Origin of the sequence: Acidovorax sp. sif1233 (assembly GCF_019218755.1) — a bacterium.
Classification (GTDB): Bacteria; Pseudomonadota; Gammaproteobacteria; order Burkholderiales; family Burkholderiaceae_C; genus Acidovorax.
Genome location: NZ_JAHUWZ010000001.1, coordinates 712,276 through 736,398, shown reverse-complemented (window position 1 = coordinate 736,398; position 24,123 = coordinate 712,276). Strand labels below are relative to the sequence as shown.

The 24,123-nt window shown below is 67.7% G+C and carries 16 protein-coding genes; 4 read left to right on the top strand and 12 right to left on the bottom strand.

Translation table 11 applies throughout. The features are described 5' to 3' along the window. Nucleotides 1-35: 35 nt before the first annotated feature. From KW843_RS03345 to KW843_RS03310, 8 genes are all read right to left on the bottom strand, one after another. Nucleotides 36-1,664 (bottom strand): SpoVR family protein, encoded by a 1,629-nt coding sequence (locus KW843_RS03345; protein WP_218293656.1) that lies wholly within the window; start codon nt 1,662-1,664, stop codon nt 36-38. Next, nucleotides 1,661-2,926 carry a YeaH/YhbH family protein gene (locus tag KW843_RS03340; RefSeq protein WP_218293655.1) on the bottom strand — a complete coding sequence of 422 codons (1,266 nt, stop codon included), beginning with the start codon at nt 2,924-2,926 and terminating at the stop codon, nt 1,661-1,663. Before KW843_RS03340 ends, KW843_RS03345 begins: the two co-directional genes overlap by 4 nt. 56 nt (nt 2,927-2,982) lie before the next feature. Beyond that, a complete protein-coding gene (locus KW843_RS03335; RefSeq protein WP_218293654.1) occupies nt 2,983-4,905 on the bottom strand; it encodes a PrkA family serine protein kinase in 1,923 nt (640 codons plus the stop codon). A gap of 236 nt (nt 4,906-5,141) precedes the next feature. Next, nucleotides 5,142-6,356: an FAD-dependent monooxygenase gene (locus KW843_RS03330; protein ID WP_218293653.1), complete on the bottom strand. Its 1,215-nt coding sequence runs from the start codon at nt 6,354-6,356 to the stop codon at nt 5,142-5,144. 75 nt (nt 6,357-6,431) lie between these two features. Then, nucleotides 6,432-8,948, bottom strand: a complete 2,517-nt coding sequence (locus tag KW843_RS03325) for a bifunctional diguanylate cyclase/phosphodiesterase (RefSeq protein WP_218293652.1) — start codon at nt 8,946-8,948, stop codon at nt 6,432-6,434. Further along, nucleotides 8,945-12,268, bottom strand: a complete 3,324-nt coding sequence (locus tag KW843_RS03320) for a bifunctional diguanylate cyclase/phosphodiesterase (RefSeq protein WP_218293651.1) — start codon at nt 12,266-12,268, stop codon at nt 8,945-8,947. The genes KW843_RS03325 and KW843_RS03320 overlap by 4 nt, the downstream gene beginning before the upstream one ends. A gap of 162 nt (nt 12,269-12,430) precedes the next feature. Beyond that, complete coding sequence (locus KW843_RS03315; protein ID WP_218293650.1) at nt 12,431-15,358, bottom strand: aconitate hydratase; 2,928 nt, start codon at nt 15,356-15,358, stop codon at nt 12,431-12,433. A gap of 218 nt (nt 15,359-15,576) precedes the next feature. Next, complete coding sequence (locus KW843_RS03310; RefSeq protein WP_218293649.1) at nt 15,577-15,984, bottom strand: hypothetical protein; 408 nt, start codon at nt 15,982-15,984, stop codon at nt 15,577-15,579. Nucleotides 15,985-16,107: 123 nt separating this feature from the next. On the opposite strand from KW843_RS03310, the gene KW843_RS03305 reads away from it, so the two are divergent. Next, nucleotides 16,108-16,989 carry a helix-turn-helix domain-containing protein gene (locus KW843_RS03305; protein WP_218293648.1) on the top strand — a complete coding sequence of 294 codons (882 nt, stop codon included), beginning with the start codon at nt 16,108-16,110 and terminating at the stop codon, nt 16,987-16,989. Nucleotides 16,990-17,247: 258 nt separating this feature from the next. On the opposite strand, the gene KW843_RS03300 is transcribed toward KW843_RS03305, so the two are convergent. Together KW843_RS03300 and KW843_RS03295 are read right to left on the bottom strand one after the other, a co-directional pair. Next, complete coding sequence (locus tag KW843_RS03300; RefSeq protein ID WP_218294417.1) at nt 17,248-17,556, bottom strand: H-NS family nucleoid-associated regulatory protein; 309 nt, start codon at nt 17,554-17,556, stop codon at nt 17,248-17,250. 157 nt (nt 17,557-17,713) lie between these two features. Continuing rightward, entirely contained in the window at nt 17,714-19,021 is a 1,308-nt protein-coding gene (locus KW843_RS03295; RefSeq protein WP_218293647.1) for a hemolysin family protein, read from the bottom strand. Nucleotides 19,022-19,045: 24 nt separating this feature from the next. Here KW843_RS03295 and KW843_RS03290 point away from each other — a divergent pair, with 24 nt between their 5' ends. After that, nucleotides 19,046-19,888: a symmetrical bis(5'-nucleosyl)-tetraphosphatase gene (locus KW843_RS03290; RefSeq protein ID WP_218293646.1), complete on the top strand. Its 843-nt coding sequence runs from the start codon at nt 19,046-19,048 to the stop codon at nt 19,886-19,888. Nucleotides 19,889-19,896: 8 nt separating this feature from the next. On the opposite strand, the gene KW843_RS03285 is transcribed toward KW843_RS03290, so the two are convergent. Both KW843_RS03285 and KW843_RS03280 read right to left on the bottom strand, forming a co-directional pair. Next, nucleotides 19,897-20,943: an FAD:protein FMN transferase gene (locus tag KW843_RS03285; RefSeq protein WP_255594511.1), complete on the bottom strand. Its 1,047-nt coding sequence runs from the start codon at nt 20,941-20,943 to the stop codon at nt 19,897-19,899. Nucleotides 20,944-20,954: 11 nt separating this feature from the next. Next, a complete protein-coding gene (locus KW843_RS03280) occupies nt 20,955-21,371 on the bottom strand; it encodes a cytochrome c5 family protein (protein WP_218293645.1) in 417 nt (138 codons plus the stop codon). Between the two features lie 231 nt (nt 21,372-21,602). Between KW843_RS03280 and KW843_RS03275 the strand changes: the two genes are divergently transcribed. Next, entirely contained in the window at nt 21,603-21,959 is a 357-nt protein-coding gene (locus KW843_RS03275; RefSeq protein ID WP_218293644.1) for a hypothetical protein, read from the top strand. 23 nt (nt 21,960-21,982) lie between these two features. Next, entirely contained in the window at nt 21,983-23,908 is a 1,926-nt protein-coding gene (nosZ, locus tag KW843_RS03270) for a TAT-dependent nitrous-oxide reductase (protein ID WP_218293643.1), read from the top strand. Nucleotides 23,909-24,123 lie beyond the last annotated feature (215 nt).

Sequence of the window (24,123 nt, the reverse complement as noted above, 5' to 3'; positions counted from 1 at the left end):
CCGTTCCAGCCACCGCAGCGGCGGCTGGAACGCACTCACGCGATGGACCCAGGCACCGTGTGCAGCAGCACCGGGTGGTTGCCGTAGGCGTCCACGCTCTCGATCTGCACGCCAAAACCCCACAGGCGCGCCACGTGCCTGAGCACCTCCTGCGTGTCGTCACCCAGCGGGCGGCCCTGGTACTGGGTATGGCGCAGGGTCAGGCTGCGGTCACCGCGCAGGTTCACGTTCCACACCTGGATGTTGGGCTCGCGCGTGCCCAGGTCGTATTGCTGCGAGAGCATCTGGCGCAGGCCGCGGTAGCCGTTCTCGTCATGGATCTCGCTGACCACCAGCTCGCGCTCGTTGGCATCGTCGTGCAGGGCGAACAGCCGCATCTCGCGCATCAGGTGCGGGCTCAGGTACTGGCCGATGAAGCTCTCGTCCTTGAAGTTGCGCATGGCATGGTCGAGCGTGGGCAGCCACGGGGAGCCCGCGATGTCGGGAAACCAGCGCCGGTCTTCGGCCGTGGGGTTCTGGCAGATGCGCTGGATGTCGCGGTACATGGAAAAACCCAGCGCGTAGGGGTTGATGCCGCTGTAGGCGCGGTGCCCCACGGGGGGCTGAAAGATCACGTTGGTGTGCGAGCCCAGCCATTCGATCATCACCCCGTCGCTCAGGTAGCCCTCGTCGTACAAGGTGGTGAGCAGGGTGTAGTGCCAGAAAGTGGCCCAGCCCTCGTTCATGACCTGGCTCTGCCGCTGGGGGTAGAAATACTGCGCGATCTTGCGCACGATGCGCACGATCTCGCGCTGCCAGGGCTCCAGCAGCGGCGCGTTCTTCTCGATGAAGTACAGGATGTTCTCCTGCGGCTCCTTCGGAAAGCGGTTGTGCTCCTGCGCCGCGCCGTCCTTGCCGGGCCGCGTGGGCAGGGTGCGCCACAGCTCGTTGACCTGCTGCTGCGCGTAGGCCTCGCGCTGCTCGCGCTCCAGGCGCTCGCGTGCCAAGTTCTTCTTGGAGGGACGGCGGTAGCGGTCCACGCCAAAGTTGGCCAGCGCGTGGCACGAATCCAGAAGCCGCTCCACCTCGTCGAAGCCGTAGCGCTCCTCGCACTGGGCCACGTAGTCCTTGGCATACACCAGGTAGTCGATGATGGAGGAGGCGTCCGTCCACATGCGAAACAGGTAGTTGCCCTTGAAGAAGCTGTTGTGCCCGTAGGCCGCATGCGCGATCACCAGCGCCTGCATGGCGGTGGTGTTCTCCTCCATCAGGTAGCTGATGCAGGGGTTGGCGTTGATGACGATCTCGTAGGCCAGCCCCATGTGGCCGCGCCGGTAGCGCCGCTCGGTGGCCAGGAACTCCTTGCCGTAGCTCCAGTGGCGGTAGTTCACCGGCATGCCCACGCTGGAGTAGGCGTCCATCATCTGCTCGGCGGTGATGACCTCCAGCTGGTTGGGATAGGTGTCCAGGCCGAAGCGCTCGGCGGTGGCGGCGATCGCGCCGTGGTAGCGCTCGATCAGCTCGAACGTCCAGTCGCCCGGGTCGGGCAGCGGCTGGGCGGGCCGCGCCCCGGCGGGCAGGAGCTGCTCGGGCACGGTGCGGTGGCGGCGCTCGCCAACGAGGGCCGTCTTCCAGGGGTTGTCGCGGATGCGGCGCTCCAGCACCGGGTATTGGGTCATGTTCATACCTGCACCCCCTCGCTCTTGAAGAGGTCGCGGAACACGGGATAGATGTCGCCCGGCTCGGAGACCTTGCGCATGGCGAAGTGGGGATGGAGCGCCAGCAACTGGCTGTATTCGTCCCACAGGTTCTGCTCTTCCTGGGCCACCTGCACATAGGCAAAGTAGCGCACCAGCGGGAGGATCCGCTCCACCAGCAGGCTGCGGCAATTGCCGCTGTCGTTGGTGAAGTTGTCGCCATCGCTGACCTGGGCGGCGTAGATGTTCCAGTCCCCAGCGGGGTAGCGCGCGCGGATGATCTGGTCGAGCAGCACCAGCGCGCTGCTGACCACCGTGCCACCACTCTCGGTGGAGTGGAAGAACTGCTCCTCGCTCACCTCGGTGGCCTGGGTGTGGTGGCGGATGAAGACGATGTCGATCGTCTCGTAGTGCCGCGTGAGGAACAGGTACAGCAGGATGAAGAAGCGCTTGGCCAGGTCCTTGCGGGCCTCGTCCATGGAGCCCGAGACGTCCATCAGGCAGAACATCACCGCCTGGCTGTTGGGCACCGGCACCTGCACCCTGGCCCGAAAACGCAGGTCGATGGGGTCGAGGTACGGAATCCGGTCGATGCGCTGCCGGAGCGTGTCGATGCGGCGCTGCAGCTCGGCCACCGCCTCGCTGGTGCCGTCATCCTGCGCCAGCAGCGCGTCGAGCTGCGCCTGCAGCGCCACAAGCTCGCGGTGTGGCGCCTTGCCCAGCGCGATGCGCCGCCCCAGCGCCCCGCGCATGGTGCGCAGCACCGCCAGGTTGTTGGGAATGCCGTCCTGGCTGTAGCCAGCGCGGCGCGACTTCCATTTCGGGTTCTCGCCGATGTGCGTGCGCAGCAGGCGCGGCAGCGCGAGGTCTTCGAAGAAGAGCTGCATGAACTCTTCCTTGGTCAGCGTGAAGGTGAAGTCGTCCTCTCCCTCCCCGCTGTCGCTGGCCTGCGAGCCGCTGCCGGTGCCCCCCTTGGGCCGCGCGATGCGGTCGCCGCGCACATGCTCCGCATTGCCGGGGTGCACCATGTCGTGGATGCCGCCCTGGCCATGGTGGAACACGGGCTCGCCAATGTCCTTGCGCGGGATGGTGACGCTCTCGGCCTGCTCGATGTCGCGGATGCTGCGCCTGGACACAGCGCGGCGCACGCTGTCCGCGATCTGCTCCTTGAAGCGGCGGACAAAGCGCTCGCGGTTCCCGACCGACTTGTTCTTGCCTGCGAGCCTGCGGTCGATGATTTGCAATGCCATCTGCTTAGCTCCCATGCATGGACAGGCGCCCCGGCGGGACGCGCTGGCAACCCCGATCAACTGCTTTTTCGAACGCGCAGGTACCACTCGCACAACAAACGCACCTGCTTGGGGGTGTAGCCCTTGTCCACCATGCGGGTGACAAAATCCTCGTGCTTGCGCGCCTCCTCGGCACTGGCCTTCGCGTTGAAGCTGATGACGGGCAGCAGCTCCTCGGTGTTGGAGAACATCTTCTTCTCGATCACCAGGCGCAGTTTCTCGTAGCTGGTCCAGCTCGGGTTGTTGCCCTGGTTGTTGGCGCGCGCGCGCAGCACGAAGTTGACGATCTCGTTGCGGAAATCCTTGGGGTTGGCAATGCCAGCGGGCTTCTCGATCTTCTCGAGTTCGGCGTTGAGCGCACTGCGGTCGAACACCTCGCCGGTGTCGGTGTCGCGGTACTCGTTGTCCTGGATCCAGTAGTCGGCGTAGGTGACGTAGCGGTCGAAGATGTTCTGCCCGTACTCGCTGTAGCTCTCCAGGTAGGCCGTCTGTATCTCCTTGCCGATGAACTCGGCATAGCGCGGTGACAGGAACTCCTTGATGTAGCTGGTGTACTTGGTTTCCAGCTCGGAGGGGAACTGCTCGCGCTCGATCTGCTGCTCCAGCACATACATGAGGTGCACCGGGTTGGCCGCCAGCTCGGCGCTGTCGAAGTTGAACACCTTGGACAGGATCTTGAACGCGAAGCGCGTGGAGATGCCGGTCATGCCCTCGTCCACGCCGGCGTAGTCGCGGTACTCCTGGTAGCTCTTGGCGCGCGGGTCGGTGTCCTTCAGGCTCTCGCCGTCATACACCTGCATCTTGCTGAAGATGCTGGAGTTCTCGGGCTCCTTCAGGCGCGTCAAGATGGCGAACTGCGACATCATCTTGAGCGTGCCCGGCGCGCACACGGCGTTGCCCAGTGACGATTCGCGGATCAGCTTCTCGTAGATCCGTATCTCCTCGCTCACGCGCAGGCAGTACGGCACCTTGACGATGTAGATGCGGTCCAGGAAGGCCTCGTTGTTCTTGTTGTTGCGAAAGGCCTTCCACTCGCTCTCGTTGCTGTGGGCCAGCACCACGCCGTCGAACGGGATCGCGCCGAAGCCCTCCGTGCCCTTGTAGTTGCCCTCCTGCGTGGCGGTGAGCAGCGGGTGCAGCACCTTGATGGGCGCCTTGAACATCTCCACGAATTCCAGCAGCCCCTGGTTGGCCAGGCACAGGCCGCCGCTGTAGCTGTAGGCGTCGGTGTCGTCCTGGGCAAAGGTCTCGAGCTTGCGGATGTCCACCTTGCCCACCAGGCTGGAGATGTCCTGGTTGTTCTCGTCGCCCGGCTCGGTCTTGGCAATGCCCACCTGCTTCAAGATGCTGGGGTAGCGCTTGACCACGCGGAACTGGCGGATGTCGCCGCCGAACTCGTCGAGCCGCTTGACCGCCCAGGGCGACAGCACGCGCTGCAGGTAGCGCCGGTGAATGCCGAACTGCTCCTCCAGCACCGGGCCGTCCTCCATCGCGTCGAACAGCCCGAGCGGCGACTCGTTCACCGGCGAGCCCTTGATCGCATAGAACGGCACCTTCTGCATCAGGTACTTGAGCCGCTCGGCGATGGAACTCTTGCCCCCGCCCACCGGCCCCAGCAGGTAGAGGATCTGCTTGCGCTCCTCCAGCCCCTGCGCGGCATGGCGAAAGAAGCTCACCACCTGCTCGATGGCATCCTCCATGCCGTAGAACTCGGCGAACGTGGGGTAGCGCTTGATCACCTTGTTGGCGAAGATGCGCGACAGGCGCGGGTCGTTGCGCGTGTCCACCATCTCGGGCTCGCCGATGGCGGCCAGCATGCGCTGGGCCGCCGTGGCATAGGCCATGGGATCGCGCTTGCACTCGGCGAGGTACTCGTCGATCGACATTTCCTCTTCGCGGCTGCGGGCGTAGCGCGCGGCGAAACTGCTGATGGCATCCATACGACCTCCTGTGGCGGCACCCCTGGCGGGCCCGGGAAGTGCCACGGTGTTGCAGTGGGAATCGCTACTGGCTCATCTCTTTGTAGCACCATGGTTCGCCCTTGAACAGGGTGTTTGTGTGCGCATGCGGTGCTTTTTACATCCATGCCCTCCCATGGATAGAGCAGGCATGCCGCGCAAAGTTCATTGGTGCGAGGGCCCCGCCATCCAGCGCGGCCAGCTATCGCGCAAGGGCATCACAGCGAACTGGCAATGGAGCCATCGCCCCGGTACAGCCAGGGCACGTCCAGCAGCCGTTCGCCCAGCAGGCGCAATGAGAGATCCCGCCCCCAGCGCACGGGGCCCATGGCGTGGAAGATGCGCCCGTTGCGCGTGGAGCGGGCCTGCACGCGCGCATTGCGCTGCCAGCGGTTGAGGGCATACCGGGTCAGGCGCAGCGGCACCTCCAGGTCGTGCATGGCCAGCGCGCGCTGCAGCTCCGCCGCGTCCTCGATGGCCATGCCCGCGCCCTGGGCCAGGTAAGGGCGCATGGGGTGGGCGGCATCGCCCAGCAGGGCGACCAGGCCCTGCGCCATGTCGCCCGCGCCACGCACAGGCGGCCGGTCGCACAGCGGCCACAGGCGCCAGCCGCCCGCGCCGCCCTGGTCGCTCACGCTGCGCACCACGTCCTGCAGCGCGGTGCAGGTGCCCTGCAGGGCGTGTTCCAGCCCCGTGGCGTTGGCGGCATGGTCCCAGTTCTCCAGGTCTTGCGGCGCGGGGCCCTGCACAATGACGACGATGTTCTGCAGTTCGCCCCGGCGCACGGGGTACTGCACCGCATGCAGGCGCGGGCCCAGCCAGGCCGTGACCTGCGCGGTGCGCAGCGCGCCGGGCAGCGCGTGCTGCGGCACCAGGGCGCGGTAGGCCAGGTGCCCCGTCACGCGCGGCGCCACCGCGCCCAGCAGCTGCGTGCGGGTGCGGCTCCACAGCCCGTCGGCGCCGATGAGCGCATCGCCTTCCACCTCCTTGCCCCGGCTCGTGCGCACGGTGACGACGCCATCGCCATCGGCAAAGCCCTCGATCGCGTGCGCGAGGTGCAGCTGCGTGTCGGTGTATTTGGTCAGCGCCGCCAGCAGCAGGCCATGCAGGTCGGCGCGGTGGATGGTGGCGTAGGCGGCGCCGTAGCGCTGCACCGCTGTCGGGCCCAGCGGCAGCACGGCCAGTTCGCGGCCGCTGACGGCATTGCGCACCTGCAGCCGGCTCGGAAACGCCGCCACGGCCTGCAGCGGCTGCTGCAGGCCCCAGGCCTGCAGGCGGCGCACCACGTTGGGCCCGATCTGCACCCCCGCGCCCACCTCGCTGAAGGCTGCGGCGCGCTCGTACAGCCGCACGTCCCAGCCCGCCCGCGATGCGCCCAGCGCCGCTGCCAGCCCCCCAATGCCGCCACCGGCGACCAGTACCTGCTTCTTCATGCACCGATTGTGCCGTGCGGACGCCCGCCGCGGCTTGTCATGGCGCAGGGCCCGCGCGAGGAAGGCAGCGCGCCGTCACAGCGCGGGCCGCAGGGCGCGCTCCAGCACCTCCGCCGGCATGGGGCGGCCAAACAGATAGCCCTGGAAAGCCTGGCAGCCGTGGCGCTGCAGGAACTCCAGCTGCCCCGTGGTCTCCACGCCTTCGGCCACCACGGCCAGGTCCAGGCTGTGCGCCAGGGCCAGGATGGTGCGCACGATGGCCGCGTCGTTGGGGTCGGTCTGCAGGTCGCGCACGAAGCCCTGGTCGATCTTGAGCTGGTCCAGCGGCAGGCGCTTGAGGTAGCTCAGCGACGAGTAGCCCGTGCCGAAGTCATCGAGCGAGAACCCCACGCCGTAGCGCCGCAGGTATTCCATGCGCGAGATCACGTCCTCCACATCCGCCAGCAGCAGGCTTTCGGTCAGTTCCAGCTTCAGGCGCTCGGGGTTGGCGCCGCTCTTGTGCAGGATGCCCAGCATCTGCTCGACGAAATCGGGCTGGCGGAACTGCCGCACGCTCACGTTCACCGACAGAAAGAACTGGCGCGTGAGCGAGCTGCGCGACCAGGCCACGAGCTGCGCGCAGGCGGCTTCGAGCACCCAGTGCCCGAGCGGCAGGATCAGCCCCGTCTGTTCGGCCAGCGGAATGAACTCGGCCGGTGATACGAGACCGCGCCGCGGGTGCTTCCAGCGCACCAGGGCCTCCGCGCCCTGCAGGCGGCCCTTGCCGTCCACCACGGGCTGGAAATACAGCACCAGTTCTTTTTCCTGCAGGCCCCGGCGCAGGTCGGCTTCCAGCGCCGAGCGGTTGCTGACGGCGGCCTGCATGTCGGGGTCGAAGAAGCGCTGGGTGTTGCGCCCCGCGGCCTTGGCCTGGTACATGGCCAGGTCGGCGTGCTTGAGCAGTTCGTCCACGCTGCAGGTCTGCTGGCCAAACAGCGCGATGCCGATGCTGGGCGTGCTGTGGTGGCTGGTCTCGCCCAGCGCGTAGGGCTTGCCCAGCGTGGTGGCGATGTGGCTGGCCACCAGGGCGGCCTCGGCGCTGGCATGGGGGCCGTCGGCGCTCAGGCCCTCCACCAGCACCACGAACTCATCGCCGCCGAAGCGCGACACGGTGTCGGCCTCGCGCACGCAGCCCTTCAGGCGCTGGGCCACCTGCAGCAGCAGCTGGTCGCCCGTGTCATGGCCCAGGGTGTCGTTGAGGTCCTTGAAGTTGTCCAGGTCGATGAACAGCAGCGCGCCCTGCGCACCCGACCGGGCGACCACCGCCATCGCGCGCTGCAGGCGGTCCACCAGCATGCGGCGGTTGGGCAGGCCGGTGAGCATGTCGTAGAACGCCAGGCGCTCGATCTGGCTTTCGACCTCCTTGCGCTCGGTGATGTCGCGGCCCACGCCCCGGTAGCCCCACAGCGCGCCCTGGGCATCGAACACGGGCACCCCGCTGACCGAGATCCAGTGCATGCTGCCATCGGGCCGGTGGCGCTGCAGCTCCAGGTCGCGAAACGGCTGCCGGGCCTGCAGCACCGCGCGGTGCGCCGCCCAGTCGGCCTCGGTCATGTTGAGCGCGCCGATCTCCCAGCGGGTGCGGCCCATCACGTTGGACAGGGGGATGCCATTGACGCTGAGATCGCCCGCCAGCTGCACGAAGCGGCCTTCGGCGTCGTGCTCCCAGTACCAGTCGGACGACAGGTCGCTCAGCGAGCGAAAGCGTGCCTCGCTCTCGCGCAGCTCGTTCTCCACGCGCACGTAGTCGCTCACATCGGCGAAGGTGCGCACCAGGCCGCCGTCGGGCAGCTCGGTGGTGCGCACCTCGAAGGTACGGCCATCGCGCGTGGTGCGCCAGTAGACCGACGGGGCGGCGGCGACCGCGCCCCCCGCCACGTAGGCATGCCCGCGCCGGTCCACGAGGCGATGGCCTTCGCCAAAGTCGCCCCGCTCGGCCTGGATGCGGGTCAGGTCGGCCAGGGTGGGCCGCGTGGCCATCAGGGATTCGGGCAGGTCCAGCAGCTCGAGCACGCGCTGGTTGTAGACGGTGATGCTCCCATCCGGCGCGGTCTTGAAGATGCCCTGGCTCATGCTGGCAAGCGTGACCTGCAGCGTGGCGCGCTGCTCCTGCAGCAGGGTCAGCGCATCCTGCCAGATGCGGGCGTCCACCATGCGCACGGGCTGGCTCTGCCCCTGGGTCCTGTGCAGCAGCGCGGCCAGCCGGTGCAGCAGCTCGCCCAGGTGGGCCACGCCATCGGCGTCGCGCACCATGTAGTCGCCCAGTCCGCAGCGGAACGCGCGCGCGGCCAGGGCCTCCTGGTGGGCGTCGATGCACATGAGCACGGGGCGCCCGGCGCACAGCTCCAGCACGCCGGGCAGATCCTGCACCGAGGGCTTGAGGCACAGCACCACGGCATCCCAGGCCTGCGAGGCCAGCGGCGCCCGCGCGGTGTCCGGCGTGGGGCTGTTGACCACGCGCCAGCCCGGGTGGTGCGCGGCGATCAGGCGCCGCGCCACCGCGGCATGCTGCGTGTCGCTGTCCACCCAGAGGATGCCTGGCCCGGCGGTCATGGCTTGCGCCCCTCGGCCACGGCCACCACGGGCTGCGCGAACAGGCCCAGCTGGTGCTCGCGCACAAATACGTCGATGGGCACCGGCCGCCCGAAAAGAAACCCCTGGAACCCCTCGCAGCCATGCAGCCGCAGGAACGACAGCTGCCCCGTCGTCTCCACCCCCTCGGCCACCACCTGCAGGTCCAGGCTCTTGGCCAGCGCCAGGATCGTGCGCACGATCGCCGCGTCGTTGGGGTCCGCCAGCACGTCCCGCACGAAGCTCTGGTCTATCTTCACCTGATCCAGCGGCAGTCTCTTGAGGTACGACAGGGACGAGTACCCTGTCCCGAAGTCGTCCAGCGCAAATCCCACCCCTTCGCTCTTGAGCTGCACCATCCGCGCGATGGTGTCCTCGATGTCTCCCAGCAGCAGGCTTTCTGTCAGCTCCAGCTTGAGCCTGCGCGGGTCCGCCTGGTGGCTGTGCAGGGTCTGCAAAACTTCGGCCACGAAGCCGGCCTGGCGAAACTGCCGCGCGCTCACGTTCACGGAGATGGACAGGTGCGCCGTGTCCGGGTGCTCTGCCCAGCGCTGCAGTTGCCGGCACGCGGTCTGCAGCACGTATTGCCCCAGCGGCAGGATCAGGCCTGTCTGCTCTGCCAGGGGGATGAAGTCGCCGGGGCTGATCATCCCGCGCTGGGGGTGGCGCCAGCGCACCAGGGCTTCGGCGCCCATGAGCTGGGACTGGTGGTCCACGACGGGCTGGTAGTGCACCAGCAGTTCTCCCCGTGCCAGCCCCTGGCGCAGGTCGGCCTCCAGGTTGGAGCGCGCGTTGACGGCCGCCTGCATGTCCGGGTCGAAGAAGCGCTGGGTGTTGCGCCCCGCCGCCTTGGCCTGGTACATGGCCAGGTCGGCGCGTTTGAGCAATTCGTCCACGCTCAGGCGTTCGTCCCCAAAGAGGGTGATGCCGATGCTGGGGGTGCTGTAGTGCTGGGCGCCGTCCAGTTCGAAGGGCTGGTTCAGGCTGGCCAGAAGTTTCTCGGCCACGGTTTCCGCCTGCGCGGCCGCCTGCGGCAGCTGGGGCGCCAGGGCTTCGAGCATGACGACGAATTCGTCGCCGCCAAAGCGCGCGACGGTGTCGGCCTCGCGCACGCTGCCCACCAGGCGCGTGGCCACCTGCGCCAGGAGCTGGTCGCCCATGTCGTGGCCCAGGGTGTCGTTGAGGTCCTTGAAGTTGTCCAGGTCGATGAACAGCAGCGCGCCCAGGTTCCTGGTGCGCTGGCACGCGGCGATGGAGCGCTGCAGGCGATCGAGCAGCAGCCGCCGGTTGGGCAGGCCCGTCAGCGCGTCGAAGAACGCCAGGCGCTCGATCTCCTGCTCCGCTCGCTTGCGGTCCGTGATGTCGCGGCACACGCCCAGCACGCCGGTCACGCGGCCGTGCAGGTCGCGGATGGGGGTCTTGATGGTCTCGAACTGGCCCTGGTAGCCATCCTCGGCGAAAGTGAGCGTTTCCTCGTACACCAGCGGCTGCCAGGCCTGCATGGCGCGCAGGTCGTAGTTGCGGAACCGCTCGGCCTCGGGCTGCGCCACCAGATCGAAATCGCTGCAACCCACGATCTGGCGCTCCGGCCGCCCGGCAAAGCGCTCGAACACGGGGTTGACCGACAGGTAGACACCCTGCGCGTCCTTGAGGAACACCATGTCGGGCATGGCGTTGACCACGCGCGCAAGGTGTGCCTTCTGGTGCGCAAGCTCTTCCTCGATGCGCTTGAGCTCGGTGAGGTCGTAGGCGAACAGCACCACGGCGGGCACGCCCTGGTCCGTCACGCTTTCGGGGGCGATGGTGGTGTGGTGGCACTGGGTGCCGCCGGGTCCGTCGATGCGGTTCTCGAACACCGCCGCCTCGCCCGCGAACGCCTTGTCGAAATGAGGCTGCATGCGCTGCATCACTTCGGGCTCCAGCACGTCGCTCAGCAATTGCCCCTGCAGCTGCGCGGGCTCGCGGTGCAGCCAGCGGGCCTGCTGTTCGTTGACGTAGAGCACGCGCAGGTCGCGGTCCAGCCGTGCCACCCCGCCGGGCACCTGCCGCAGCATGTTGGCCATCAGGGCCTCGTGCGCGTGGGAGGCTTCCTCGGCCAGGTGGTGCGCGGTGATATCGGTCTGCACACCGTCCCACATCACCCGGCCATCGTCGAGCCGGCGCGGCGAGGCGCTCAGGTGCATCCAGCGCAGCTGGCCGTCCGGGCGGCGCATCCGGAAGACCTCTTCCACCGCTGCCATGTTCACGAAGGAGTTCTCCTGGGCCCGCAGCAGGCGCGCGCGGTCTTCCTCGAGGATCTGCCCGTACAGGACGCTGGGGTTGCGCACCACGTCCTCGACGCTGACCCCGTTGAGGCGGGCAATGGCCTCGCCCATGTGCACGAAGTGCGTGCGCCCGTCGTGCTCGCGCACCACCTGGTACAGCACGCTGTGGGGCAGGTTGCGCCCAAGCAGCGACAGGCGGCCCTGGCTTTCGCGCAGCAGCCGCTCGGCCTCCTGCACACGCGCAAACGGCTGGCGGATGCCCGCGTTGAACACCGCCTGGTACAGGAGCGCATAGGCCACGATGCGCCAGCCGTGGGCGAGCGGGCCGCCCACGGGAGAATGGCCGCCCAGCAGGCCCACCGAAAGTTCACCGCAGGCGAAGGCCGCCGCCGCCCAGGCGAAAACGCGCTCGCGCGCCTGCCCCCGGCGCACCGCATCGCGGTGCAGCAGCAGGGCCACCGCCGCCAGCACCAGCACGAGCCCGAACGCCAGGTACTGCCGCAAGGCTCCGCCCGCGGCCTGCGCAAACGATGCGGGCAGCGGCCCCAGCGCCGTTCCCAGCAGCAGCAGCGCCATGCCGGCGGAGGCGGCCAGCCACGCCTTGGCAGGGCCCGCGGCGGTGAGGTGCACCGCCGTGAGCAGCAGGGTGAGCGTCTCCGCCACCCGGGCCCAGCTGCTGAGCCACAGCGAGATGCCGGCCGTGCCCGTGGGCATGTGGACCGAGGTCGAATGCGCCAGCACGCCGTGGAGAAAATTGCATGCCGCCGCCACGCCGAAACCCGCCACCAGCACGTTGGCACGGGTTTGCTCGGGGGCTTCGAGGGTGTGCAGCGATACCGACACCACCAGCAGCCCGAGCAGCACGGCCACCAGTTCCATGAAAGGCTCCAGGCCGTGCTGGGAACCCGCGCCATCGCCCATCATCTGCGCCAGCGGCACCATCACGGCCGCCAGCGCGGCCACCACCAGCACCACCGTGACGGCTGGTGTGTCCGTCAGCAGCGCGCGATAGGGCCTGAAGCGGGTGGAAGGGGGCATACGGGCGTGAGGCAGTGCAGGACTCTATTTCGACACAACGTCACAAGTGTATCGGCGAGTAAGCAGGCATTCACATTCTTTACGGTCTCCCTGGCACACGGCTGACTGGGCGCGCGGCCCCCGGGGCGCGGCGCCGCAGCGCCGGCCACCCCCGCATCATCTTCAGCCGGCCAGCAGCTGGCGCAGCACAAAGGGCAGGATGCCCCCCGCCTGGTAGTAGTCCACCTCGATCGGCGTGTCGATGCGCAGCGTGACCGTGACCTCCTGGCGCGAGCCGTCCGCGCGGCGGATGACGAGCTGCGCATCGCTTTGCGGGGTGAGCGCGGGGTCCGGCACCACATCGATCACCTCGCTGCCGGTGAGCCCCAGCGTCTCCCACGACTCGCCCGCCCGGAACTGCAGGGGCAGCACGCCCATGCCCACCAGGTTGGAGCGGTGGATGCGCTCGAAGCTGCGCGCCACCACGGCCTTGATGCCCAGCAGCTGCGTGCCCTTGGCCGCCCAGTCGCGGCTGGAGCCCGTGCCGTATTCCTCGCCGGCGAAGACGACCGTGGGGGTGCGCTGGGCGATGTACTGCATGGCGGCGTCGAAGATGAACATCTTCTCGCCCTGCAGCGCGCCCTCGTTCTGGAACACCGTGACGCCGCCCTCCTCGCGGGAGCCGTCGGCCGTGGGGGCAATCATGAGGTTCTTGATGCGCACATTGGCGAAGGTGCCGCGCATCATCACGTCATGGTTGCCGCGCCGCGCGCCATAGCTGTTGAAGTCCTGCTTCATCACGCCGTGCTGCAGCAGCCACTGGCCCGCGGGCGAGCTTTCCTTGATGGAACCGGCGGGCGAGATGTGGTCGGTGGTGATGGAGTCGCCGAACAGCGCCATGATGCGCGCACCCAGCACGGACGGAAGCTTTGCGTCATTTTGGCCGCCAGCGCTTGATGCATCTGCGCTGGCAGCTCCTTTTTCAAGAGCAAACTGGGCAAAAAACGGCGGCTCGGCGATGTAGGTGCTGGCGGGCCAGGTGTAGGCATTGCCGCCCACGCCCTTGATCTTTTCCCAGAGCTTGCCGGGGTCGGAGCCCACCTTGGCGTAGTTCTCGCGGAAGGCCTTGCCGTTCATCGCGAACTTCATCAGCTGGTGGATCTCGTCGCTGGTCGGCCAGATGTCGCCCAGGTAGACGTCGCGCCCGCCCTTGCCCTTGCCGACGGGCTCGGTCATCAGGTCCTTGAGCACCGTGCCCGCGATGGCGTAGGCCACCACCAGCGGCGGGCTGGCCAGGAAGTTGGCCTTGAGGTTGGGGTGGATGCGCGCCTCGAAGTTGCGGTTGCCCGAGAGCACGGCCGCGCACACGAGGTCGTTGCTGGTGATGGCCTCATTCAGCTCGGGCGTGAGGTCGCCCGCATTGCCGATGCAGGTCGTGCAGCCGTAGCCGGCGAGCGCGAAGCCCAGCTTTTCCAGGTAGGGCAGCAGGCCGGTCTGCGTGAGGTATTCAGTGACGATGCGCGAGCCGGGCGCCAGCGATGTCTTGATGTGCGGCTTGACCTTGAGCCCCGCCTCCACCGCCTTCTTGGCCAGCAGGCCCGCGGCCAGCAGCACGCTGGGGTTGCTGGTGTTGGTGCAGCTGGTGATGGCGGCGATCAGCACGTCGCCGTTGCCCAGGGTCACGTCGCCAGCGCGGCTGGCCTGCTGGGCGGGCACCTCGGCGTGCGCGGCGGCCAGGGTGGGCTTGTTGTGCTCCATCTCCACCACGAAGCGCGGCGCGCCCGAGGGCAGGGGCTTCTCGGCGGGTGCGCTCACCTCGGCCGGCGCGTCGGACGGGCGCACATGGTGGCGGGTGTGCAGCAGCTCGGCCGGGCGGTTGAAGCCGTTTTGCGCGATGGGCTTGCTGAACAGGTCGGCGAACTGGCTGCAGACCTTGCCCAGCTCGATGCGGTCCTGCGGGCGCTTGGGGCCCGCCAGGCTGGGCGTGACGTCGCCCAGGTTCAGCCGCACGACCTGCGAGTAGTCGATCTCGCCCGCCAGCGGCACGCCGAACAGGCCCTGGGCCTTGAAGTACGCCTCGAAGGCCTCGATCTCGCCCTTGGTGCGGCCCGTGCCCTGGAAGTAGTCGATGGTCTTTTCATCCACCGGGAAGAAGCCCATGGTGGCGCCGTACTCGGGCGCCATGTTCCCGATGGTGGCGCGGTCGGGCAGCGACAGCGTGCGCGTGCCCTCGCCAAAGAACTCCACGAACTTGCCCACCACCTTGTGCTGGCGCAGGATCTCGGTCACCGTGAGCACGAGGTCGGTGGCCGTCACGCCCTCGCGCAGCTGGCCCGTGAGCTCGAAACCCACCACGTCGGGCGTGAGGAAGTACACCGGCTGGCCCAGCATGGCGGCCTCGGCCTCGATGCCGCCCACGCCCCAGCCCACCACGCCGATGCCGTTGATCATGGTGGTATGGCTGTCGGTGCCCACCAGGGTGTCGGGGTAGTAGACGCCGTCCTTGCGCTTGTGCACGCCGCGCGCCAGGTATTCGAGGTTCACCTGGTGCACGATGCCAAAGCCCGGAGGCACCACGCCGAAGGTGTCGAACGCCTGCATGCCCCATTTCATGAACTCGTAGCGCTCGCGGTTGCGCTGGAACTCGAGCTTCATGTTCAGGTCGAGCGAATTCTTCTTGCCGTAGTGGTCGATCATGATCGAGTGGTCCACCACCAGGTCCACGGGCACCAGCGGCTCGATCTTCTTGGGGTTCTTGCCCAGCTTCACGGCCACGCTGCGCATGGCGGCCAGGTCGGCCAGCAGCGGCACGCCGGTGAAGTCCTGCAGCACCACGCGCGAGACCACAAAGGGAATTTCGTCCTTGCGGTCTGCCTTGGGCACCCAGTGGGCCAACTCCTTGACATGCTCGGCGGTCACCTTGCGGCCATCGCAGTTGCGCAGCACCGATTCGAGCACGATGCGAATCGACACGGGCAGGCGGTGGATCTGGGGAAACTGCCGGGCCAGCGCGGGCAGGGAGTAGAACTGGCCCTCCTTGCCGGACGCTGTCCTGAAACTCTTGAGGGTGTTGGCAAACGCGTGACGGGCGGGCTTGGGCGATGAGGCCATGGCGAACTCCTGTGAAAGGCAACAAGGCCTATTCTGGCAGTCCTGCGTGACGGTGCAATCGTGGGGCTATGCGGGCCGCCGGGCCCCGGTGCCGGTGCGGCGCAGGCCGGTGCTCCGGCCCACGCCGCCGCCGCATGGAAGATGAATCAAGAATGCCCCTGGCGCTTGTGCGACAAGCGCCAGATGCTATCAATTCAAGAGCAAAAGATGAATACCCGTCAAGCGGCGGCCCATGCGGGCAGGCGGCGCACGCCCATCCACTGCAGTTCGGCCAGCAGGGCGACGGACACCACGTGCACCAGCAGATAGGCCTGGCCCAGCAGGGTGGGCGCGGCCGCGGAGCCCAGCAGCAGCGCCAGGCTGGCCAGCGCCCAGGCGAAGTTGCCAACGATCAGCACCCACAGCCAGCCACGGGGCATGGGCTCGGACCGCGCGATGGCGGTGGCCAGGGCGGCGTAGCCCAGCAGCAGCACGCCCGAGGCCTGCAGCAGCCCCGGCGCGAGGCCCAGCCACCCGGCCAGCGGCGCCGTCAGCAGCAGGTGCATGGCACCGAGCAGCACACCGGTGGAGGCATCGAACCAGACCACGGCGCGCAGGAATCGGGGGGAAGACATCAGGTTGAACATGGAAGACTCCTTGGTGGGTAAAAAAAAATGAAGAACAGGCCTGCATCGTTCCCGTCCCGGTGCACCGCGTCGATGACCTGGCAGGTAATGGCCTGCACGCTCTTTCCCCCTAGGATGTGGCCCATGACCTCCACATCCCCCCCTTCGCACCGCCCTGTGCGCCCCAGCCTGCCGCACCGCGCGGCGCCGCCGGGGCCCGCATCGTTTGGCGACCATCTGCGCACCTGGCGCCAGCAGCGGCACCTGAGCCAGCTGGAACTGGCCGACGAGGCCGACATCTCCACGCGGCATGTGAGCTTCATGGAAACCGGACGCACCAACCCGAGCCGCGACATGGTGCTGCGCCTGTGCGAACGGCTGGCCATCCCGCTGCGCGAGCGCAATGCCCTGCTCGTGGCGGCCGGCTACGCGCCGATGTACCGTGAGCGCGCACTGGACGACCCCGCCCTCGCGGCGGCGCGCCAGGCCGTCGAGCTGGTGCTCAAGGGGCACGAACCCTGCCCCGCCATCGCGCTCGACCGCTGCTGGAACGTGGTGGCGGCGAACCAGGCTGCCCAGGCCCTGCTGGCCTCGCACGTGAGCCCGGAACTGCTCGCGCCCCCGATCAACGTGTTTCGCCTGAGCCTGCATCCCCAGGGCCTGGCCCCCCGCATCGCCAATCTGCCGCAATGGCGGGCCCACCTGTTTGAACGCCTGCGCCAGCAAATACAGGCCACCGCCGACCCGGCGCTGATCGCCCTGCAGGCCGAGTTACAGGAATATCCCGCGCCGCAGGCACCGGGCGCGCCGGTTCTGGCGGGTGAAATGCTGGGCGTGGTAATGCCGTTCTGCTTTGAAAGCGTGCACGGAATGCTCTCGCTCATCAGCACGACCACGATATTTGGCACCCCGGTGGACGTGACCCTGCAGGAACTGGCCGTGGAATCATTCTTTCCGGCCGACGATTTCACGGCGGAGGTTTTGCGCAAGGTGGCCTCGCAACCACATCCGCAGGAACCCGCGTGATACCAATGGGCTCGAAGGGCCTTCAGCGGCCGCGAGCCCATAAAAAATCCCTGCCCCGCCGCCGCTGCCCCAAGAGGCCCCGGGGTACCCGGACTCATTCGCTGAATGCACGAAGTAAATGGCGCATAAAAAAAGCCCGCGGGTGCGGGCTTTATTTTCTGTGCGATGGCTGTGCAGCCATGCCGCACCGGGCCTTCAGGCGAATCAGGCCATCCGATATGCCTGAAGAATTCCTGGCGGCAGCGGTTTGCCGCCTTTTTAAATGGCAAACTTCTCGCGGCTCTCGTTTTGAATCCACTTGGGCGCCTTGCCACGGCCCGTCCAGGTTTCGCCCGTGGCGGGATTGCGGTACTTGGGAGCCACCTTGGTGCCAGCGGTGGAGCTGCGCCCCGTGGCCTTGCCAGCGGCCTTGCCCGCGGGAAACACGTCCTGGGCGGTCAGGCCATATTCGGCCACCAGGGAACGAACCTGGGACACCGCGTCCGACAATTCACGCCGGCGGGCCTCGCTGATTTGTTGCTCAAGGGCTTCGCGCTGCTTCAACAGTTCTTTATAGCTGGTGGTCATGGTGTCAGGGTTCAGGGTGGAGGAAAGTGTGACGGATGAATTATATGAATAATCTGCCGCCTTTGCCATCCATCCCTTCAAATTCATGGAATTTCCATATTACCCGCCATGCCCATAATGAATGGCACCCTGCGGCGGGGTATTGGTGCCGGGCCTTTCAGAGACTGGAGGCGGCCGGTGGCTCCGGCTGCGCCAATACCTTGTCGATGCGCTTGCCGTCGAGCTCGAGCACTTCAAATATCCATCCGGCGCAGCCGATTCTCTCGCCAATGGCAGGCAAATGTCCGGTTTCCGCCATCAAAAGGCCGGCCAAGGTGTTATAGCGCCCCCGCCCTTCACCGGGTAAATCCCGAATATCCAGCCGCGCCTTGAGCTCGGCCACCGGCACCAGGCCGTCGAGCAGCCAGGTGCCATCGCCCCGCGCGGTGGCCCATGCGTCCGTGGCCGCGCCCGGCTGCAATTCGCCGGTAATGGCTTCGAGTAAATCGCGCGGGGTCATGATGCCCTGCACCACGCCATATTCATCGACCACAAACACCATGCGCCCCGAGCGCGCGCGAAACTGCTCCAGCAGCTCCATGCCGCTCAGCGTTTCCGGAAGGAAAGCCGCGGGCTGCGCATGGCGCTCGAGCAGCCCCTGCGCCTGCGGGCCGAGTTCGAGAAGGCGCGCCACGCTCAGGAGCCCCACCACCTCATCCAGCGAGCCCCGGCACACCGGATACCAGGAATGCGCGCCCTGCTCCCCGCCGCTGCCGGCCATGCGCAACCCCTCGGCCACCGTCAGTCCGGCATCCAGCCAGGCCACGTCGCTGCGGGGCACCATGAGCGAGGTGAGCGGCCGGTCATCGAGCCGGAACACGTTGCGCACCATCTGGTGCTCATGGTGCTCGATCACCCCGGCATCGCGGCCCTCTTCCAGGCTGGCCACGATCTCCTCCTCGGTGACGGCGCGCCCCGCCGCGTTGTCCACGCGCATCAGCGCCAGCACGCCCTGCGTCGAGAGCGAGAGCAGCCGCACGAATGGCTTGGCCACCTTCGCCACCCAGGCCATGGGGCGCGCGACCACCCGGGACACGGTTTCCGGATAAAGCTGGCCGATGCGCTTGGGCACCAGCTCGCCAAACACGATGGTGATGAAGGTGATGACCGTCACCACCAGCGCGGTGGCCGCGATGCCGGCGGGGCGGGCGGGCATTCCGGCCTCCTGCAGCCAGATACCCAGGCCGTCGCTGAAGGCCGCCTCGCCAATGATGCCGTTGAGCATGCCGATGGACGTGATGCCCACCTGGACGGACGAGAGGAACTGCGTGGGGTTGTCCAGCAGCGCCAGGGCCGCCTGCGCGCCCTTGTCACCGGCCTCGGCCATGGTGGCCAGGCGCGACTTGCGGCTGGACGCCAGGGCGAGTTCAGACATCGCGAACACGCCATTGAGCAAGGTCAGCAGCGCGATCAGCAGAAAATCCATGCTTCACCGGATAAGAAACACACCATGGCACTTTACTGTATCGGGGACATTCAGGGCTGCGACAGCGCCCTCGGGCACCTGCTCGACGTGATCGGCTTTTCGCCCAGCCGCGACACCGTCTACCTGCTGGGCGACCTCGTCAACCGGGGGCCGGACTCCGCCGCGGTCCTACGCCGCTGCATGGCCCAGGGCGACGCCCTGCGCTGCCTGCTGGGCAACCACGACCTGCACCTGCTGGCCGCCGCACACTGCGCGCGCAAGCCCTCGCGGCGCGACACGCTGGGCACGGTGCTGGACGCCCCCGACCGCGCGGCGCTGCTTGACTGGGTGCGCCAGCAGCCACTGGCCCGTGCCCACACGCATGCCGGGCAGGCGCTGCTGATGGTGCACGCGGGCGTGCTGCCCGCCTGGTCTGCCGCAGATACCCTGGGATACGCGGATGAAGTGCACGCGGTATTGCGCGGCCCCGATCTGCCCGGTTTTTTGCACGCGATGTACGGCAACACCCCCGACCAGTGGCGGGACGACCTGACAGGCGCTGACCGCCTGCGCGTGATCGTGAACGCGCTCACCCGGCTGCGCTTTTGCTCGGCCGACGGCGTGATGGATTTCGAAAGCACCGAAAGCGCGGATGCCGCACCGCCCGGCCTGATGCCCTGGTTCGACGTGCCGGGCCGGCGCACTGCGGGCACGCTGGTGGCCTTCGGCCACTGGTCCACGCTGGGCTGGCTCCACCGCAACGATCTGCTGGGGCTGGACACGGGCTGCGTGTGGGGCGGCTGCCTGAGCGCCGTGCGCTTTGGCGCGACGCTGGCAGAACGCGAACTGGTGCAGGTGCACTGCGAGCAGGCCCAGGCCCCGGGCTGAATGCACCCTCAGGACGGCACGGGCTCCAGCAGGGCCGACATGGCCGCCGACTGCCAGACCCCGCCGTCCTGCCCGGCGATCAGCACGGCCAGCCCCGGCATGCGCTGCGCCAGTGCCCTGCCCGCCTGCGGGCCCCGCACCATCAGCGCGGCGCCCAGGCCGTTGACGGCCGCCACATCCCGCGCCACCAGGCTCACGCCATGCACGCCCGATGACGGGCGGCCGGTGCGCGGGTTGAGCACATGGTGCTGACGCCGGCCTTCGTGGAAGAAGAAACGTTCATAGTCGCCCGACGAGGCCACCACACCGGTGCCCGCCACGGCCACCACGCCCAGCAAATGCTCCGGGGAACGCGGGTCGCGCAGCCCCACGCGCCAGGGCCGGCCCTGCCACAACCCCTGGGTCAGCACATCGCCGCCGCCGTTGATCATGGCGTTCTCGACCCCCTCGGAGCGCAGCATGTTCATGCCGGCTTCCAGGATCGGGAGCTTGGCGATGCCGCCCAGGTCCAGCGCCATGCCCTGACGGGCCAGGAAGGCCGTGCCTGCGGCCCCATCCAGCACCAGGCCGCGCGCATCCACCAGCGGCAGCTGCCGCGCGATCTCGCTGGCGCCGGGCACCACCTTGTCGCCGGGACCAAAGTTCCAGGATTTGAAAGCCCCCACGGTCACATCAAAGGCCCCACGGCTCATCGCCGACACGCGCTGCGCGCCCTGCAGCACCGCCATGACTTCGGGTGGCACCGCCACGGGCATGATGCCCGCCGCGAGGTTGATGCGGCTGACCACGCTGCGGGGCTGGTAGCGGCTCATGAGCGCCTCCAGCCTCTGCATCTCCGCATAGGCCCGGTCCATGGCCTGGCGCAGCAGCGCGCGGTCAACGCCCTCCACCGCCATGTCCACCTGCGTGCCCATCAGGGGCCGCGAGCTGCGTTCAGACACCCCCCGTCCACCTGCGGCCGCTCCCGCACTCCAGACCGCGCCGCCCAGCAAGGGCAGCGCCATCACCAGGCGGCGGCGCGACAGGCCGTGGGGGCGCACAGATGCTTGCTGCATGGCGCCTCCGGTCAGAGCGACTTGTCGGCCATGAAGTCCACGGCGGCCTTGACCTCGGCATCGGTCAGGTTGGCGGAGCCCCCCTTGGCGGGCATCATGCCCTTGGCCCCGGTAAAGCCCTCGATCGCATGCTTGTACAGCGTGTCCTTGCCCTGGGCGATGCGCGGGCCCCAGTCGGCCTTGTCGCCCGGCTTGGGGGCACCGGCCACGCCCGCGGCATGGCACATGGCGCAGGTCTTGCCAAACACGCTCTTGCCCAGTTCGTTCTCTGCGGCGGCCGGGGCGGCAGGGGCCGCCGCGGGCGCGGGGGCCGGTGCCGCCGTGGCAGCGGGGGCCGCGGCCGGGGCGGGCTCCGGCTTCTTGTCGCCACAGCCGGCCAACAGTGCAGCCAGGATCGCCACGGCGACCATCACGGTTTTCTTTTGCATCGCATACATCCTGTTCTTCGTCATTGAAACAACCAGTCCAAAGAGCCCGTGGCCCCGCGCGAAACGCGTCCACGGTGCAACCTGAAAGCAACCCTGCGGGCCATGCCCGGGCCCTCTTCAGGCTGGCGTATTGACTGTAGGTGCAAGAGGCAGTTTTGGGCAGGTGCGGGCCCCGCCGAAGCATGATCCAGATCAAATTGATTCATATTATGTGAATCTATTATCCAGGCCATGCAAGATCACCACGCCCTCCGATCACTGCGCCTGTGGGTGCTGGCGTGGTTCGTCATGGCGCTCGGTGCCGCGGTGGCCTCGCCCATGCTGCAGCCACAGGCCGTCGAACTCATCTGCGCGGGCAGTGGCGGCGCCCAGCTTTTCCTGCGGACCGCCGACGGGCTGGTCTCCACCGACTCCGCCGGCATGCAATGCCCGCTGTGCCTGGCCGCCGACGCGCCGCCCGTGGCACCCGCCGCCGCACAGGCCTTCACGGCCCCGCCCGATGGCACGCCCCGCGCGCCCCTGCGCCGCTGCATGGCCGCCAGCGCACGGACCCACCCGCCCGCCCGGGCGCCCCCCTTTTTCAACTGAGCCATCCCAAAAGAGGAAAAACCATGAACGAGAGAAAAGACAGTCCGCAACCCGCCGCCGGCATGGGCCGACGCAGCTTCATCAACACGGCGGCCCTGGTCGGATTGACCGCCGGCGTCGCCGCCTGCACCGAAAAGCCCAATGCGGCCACCCCTGCGGCACCCGCCCCGGCCGCGTCCGCGGCAGGCCATGCCGGCACCGGCGCGAACCCGCACCTGAAGCCGGGCGAGCTGGACACGTACTACGGCCTGTGGAGCGGTGGCCATACCGGCGACATGCGCGTGCTGGGCCTGCCCTCGGGCCGCGAGATCACACGCATCCCCTGTTTCGTGCCCGACGCGCTCGTGGGCTGGGGCGTGACCAACGAGAGCAAGAAGATCATGGGCACCAAGCCCGATGGCAGCCTCAAGTACACGGTGGCCGACACCCACCACACGCACGCCTCGTACAAGGACGGCAACTACGACGGCCGCTACGCCTGGATCAACGACAAGATCAACAGCCGCATCGCGCGCATCCGCCTTGACTATTTCATCTGCGACAAGATCACCGAGCTGCCCAACGTGCAGGGCTTCCACGGCATCTTCCCGGACAAGGCCGACCCGGTGGACCCGGCCATCAACTACACCACGCGCGTGTTCTGCGGCGGTGAATTCGCCATTCCCATGCCCAACACCGGCACGGAAGATTCGAGCAAGTACCGCTCCATGTTCAGCTGCGTCGATGCAGAAACGATGGAAGTGCGCTGGCAAGTGCTGATCGACGGCAACTGCGACCTGGTCGCCACGTCGTACGACGGCAAGCTCGCGGCCACCAACCAGTACAACGTGGAAATGGGCGCGAAGTACGAGGACATGATGGCCGCCGAACGCGACGCCTGCCTGTTCTTCAACGTGGGCCGCATCGAGGCCGCCGTGAAGGCTGGCAAGTTCAAGACCATCGGCACCAGCAAGGTGCCCGTGGTGGACGGCACCCACGAGGCGAACAAGGACCCCAAGACGGCGCTTACCGCGTACGTGTCGGTGCCCAAGAACCCCCACGGCGTGAACGCCAGCCCCGATGGCAAGTACTTCATCTGCGCGGGCAAGCTCTCGCCCACCGGCACCGTGATCGAGCTGGCCAAGGTGCTGGACTACTTCGACGGCAAGCTCGAAAAGCTGGACTCCGCCATCGTGGCCGAGGTGGAGCTGGGCCTGGGCCCGCTGCACACCGCCTTCGACGGCCGTGGCAATGCCTACACCACGCTCTTCCTGGACAGCCAGGTCGTGAAGTGGAACGTGGAGGCCGCCATCAAGTTCCACGCGGGCGACAAGACCGCCAAGTACGTGGTGGACCGCCTCGATGTGCAGTACCAGCCGGGCCACTTGAACGCCTCGCAGTCCGAGACCAAGGCCGCCGACGGCAAGTTCCTGGCCGTGGGCTGCAAGTTCTCCAAGGACCGCTTCCTGCCCGTGGGCCCGCTGCACCCCGAGAACGAGCAGCTCATCGACATCTCGGGCGAGAAGATGGTGCTGATGGCCGACCACCCCGTGCGCGGCGAGCCGCACGACTTCATCATCTTCAAGCGCGACCTGGTGCGCCCCAAGCAGGTCTACACGCTCGACGAGTTCCCGCTGGCCGTCAAGGATCCCAAGGAGTCCGGCGTGTTCCGCAACGGCAAGAAGGTCACCGTGAAGATGACTTCGCAAGCCCCGGCCTTCAGCCTGCGCGAGTTCAAGCTCAAGAAGGGTGACGAGGTCATGCTGATCCTGACCAACCTGGACAAGATCGAAGACCTGACGCACGGCTTCGCGATCCCGAACTACAACGTGAACTTCATCGTGAACCCGCTGGAGACCGCGTCCGTGTCCTTCGTGGCCGACAAGCCCGGTGTGTTCTGGTGCTACTGCACGCACTTCTGCCATGCACTCCACCTGGAGATGCGCACGCGGATGATTGTGGAAGCATAGCCAGGCGGCATCCCCCTGAGGCGCTGCGCGCCTTCCCCCTTCTCTTGCAGCGCTACGCGCTGCGGAAGGGGGACACCGCCAGCGCAGCGGGGCGGCCCTTGCGCAGCGGTCGCTGGCTTGGGCCGCGCCAGTTGCGCAGGCTACGCTCATTTTTTATGCCAAATCGTGCTCTACCGCTTACTGTATAAGCGCTAGCAGCTATCAAAAAGATAGTT

Bases quoted from the DNA above. Each gene is read 5' to 3' on its own strand.
- KW843_RS03345 (WP_218293656.1), bottom strand. From the start codon at position 1,664: ATGAACATGACCCAATACCCGGTGCTGGAGCGCCGCATCCGCGACAAC.
- KW843_RS03340 (WP_218293655.1), bottom strand. From the start codon at position 2,926: ATGGCATTGCAAATCATCGACCGCAGGCTCGCAGGCAAGAACAAGTCG.
- KW843_RS03335 (WP_218293654.1), bottom strand. From the start codon at position 4,905: ATGGATGCCATCAGCAGTTTCGCCGCGCGCTACGCCCGCAGCCGCGAA.
- KW843_RS03330 (WP_218293653.1), bottom strand. From the start codon at position 6,356: ATGAAGAAGCAGGTACTGGTCGCCGGTGGCGGCATTGGGGGGCTGGCA.
- KW843_RS03325 (WP_218293652.1), bottom strand. From the start codon at position 8,948: ATGACCGCCGGGCCAGGCATCCTCTGGGTGGACAGCGACACGCAGCAT.
- KW843_RS03320 (WP_218293651.1), bottom strand. From the start codon at position 12,268: ATGCCCCCTTCCACCCGCTTCAGGCCCTATCGCGCGCTGCTGACGGAC.
- KW843_RS03315 (WP_218293650.1), bottom strand. From the start codon at position 15,358: ATGGCCTCATCGCCCAAGCCCGCCCGTCACGCGTTTGCCAACACCCTC.
- KW843_RS03310 (WP_218293649.1), bottom strand. From the start codon at position 15,984: ATGTTCAACCTGATGTCTTCCCCCCGATTCCTGCGCGCCGTGGTCTGG.
- KW843_RS03305 (WP_218293648.1), top strand. From the start codon at position 16,108: ATGACCTCCACATCCCCCCCTTCGCACCGCCCTGTGCGCCCCAGCCTG.
- KW843_RS03300 (WP_218294417.1), bottom strand. From the start codon at position 17,556: ATGACCACCAGCTATAAAGAACTGTTGAAGCAGCGCGAAGCCCTTGAG.
- KW843_RS03295 (WP_218293647.1), bottom strand. From the start codon at position 19,021: ATGGATTTTCTGCTGATCGCGCTGCTGACCTTGCTCAATGGCGTGTTC.
- KW843_RS03290 (WP_218293646.1), top strand. From the start codon at position 19,046: ATGGCACTTTACTGTATCGGGGACATTCAGGGCTGCGACAGCGCCCTC.
- KW843_RS03285 (WP_255594511.1), bottom strand. From the start codon at position 20,943: ATGCAGCAAGCATCTGTGCGCCCCCACGGCCTGTCGCGCCGCCGCCTG.
- KW843_RS03280 (WP_218293645.1), bottom strand. From the start codon at position 21,371: ATGCAAAAGAAAACCGTGATGGTCGCCGTGGCGATCCTGGCTGCACTG.
- KW843_RS03275 (WP_218293644.1), top strand. From the start codon at position 21,603: ATGCAAGATCACCACGCCCTCCGATCACTGCGCCTGTGGGTGCTGGCG.
- nosZ (WP_218293643.1), top strand. From the start codon at position 21,983: ATGAACGAGAGAAAAGACAGTCCGCAACCCGCCGCCGGCATGGGCCGA.